Source organism: Zoogloea sp., assembly GCF_023150065.1.
GTDB lineage: Bacteria > Pseudomonadota > Gammaproteobacteria > Burkholderiales > Rhodocyclaceae > Zoogloea.
Map to the genome: position 1 here is coordinate 1 of NZ_JAKLLN010000080.1, position 504 is coordinate 504.

At 67.7% G+C, this 504-nt stretch carries 2 protein-coding genes; both read left to right on the forward strand.

Annotated features, from left to right (window positions below; translation table 11 throughout):
- Positions 1-181: hypothetical protein (locus L6Q67_RS23495; protein ID WP_296575923.1), on the forward strand; the 181-nt coding region annotated here is incomplete at its 5' end.
- A gap of 11 nt (positions 182-192) precedes the next feature.
- Positions 193-504: response regulator (locus L6Q67_RS23500; RefSeq protein ID WP_296575926.1), on the forward strand; the 312-nt coding region annotated here is incomplete at its 3' end.

A 504-nucleotide genomic window follows, 5' to 3' on the forward strand; every position in this document is an offset into this window, starting at 1 on the left:
GCGCCTCGGCGCGCGTCTGGGCGAGGACCGCAGGGCCTGCTCCGCCGGCGGGCGGCCGCAGCCCATCGACGCGGCGGCCTGGCTGCGCCAGCTCGAATCCGGCTACACCACGCTCGAGCAGCACGATGCCGCCGTCGGCGCGAAGGCGCCGGCGGCGGCAAGCGACATCACGTTCTTCTGAAAGGAGCCGCCATGGGCAAAACCATACTCGTTGTCGATGATTCCGCCTCGCTGCGCCAGGTGGTGCATCTCGCCCTGCAGAGCGCGGGGTACGAGGTCATCGAGGCCTGCGACGGCAAGGACGCGCTCGGCAAGCTCGACGGCAAGAAGGTGCACTTGATCATCTCGGACGTGAACATGCCGAACATGGACGGCATCAGCCTGGTGAAGGAGGTGAAGAAGCATCCCAGCTACAAGTTCACGCCGATCATCATGCTCACCACCGAGGCGGGCGAGAACCGCAAGCAGGAGGGCCAGGCCGCCGGGGCCAAGGCCTGGGTGGTC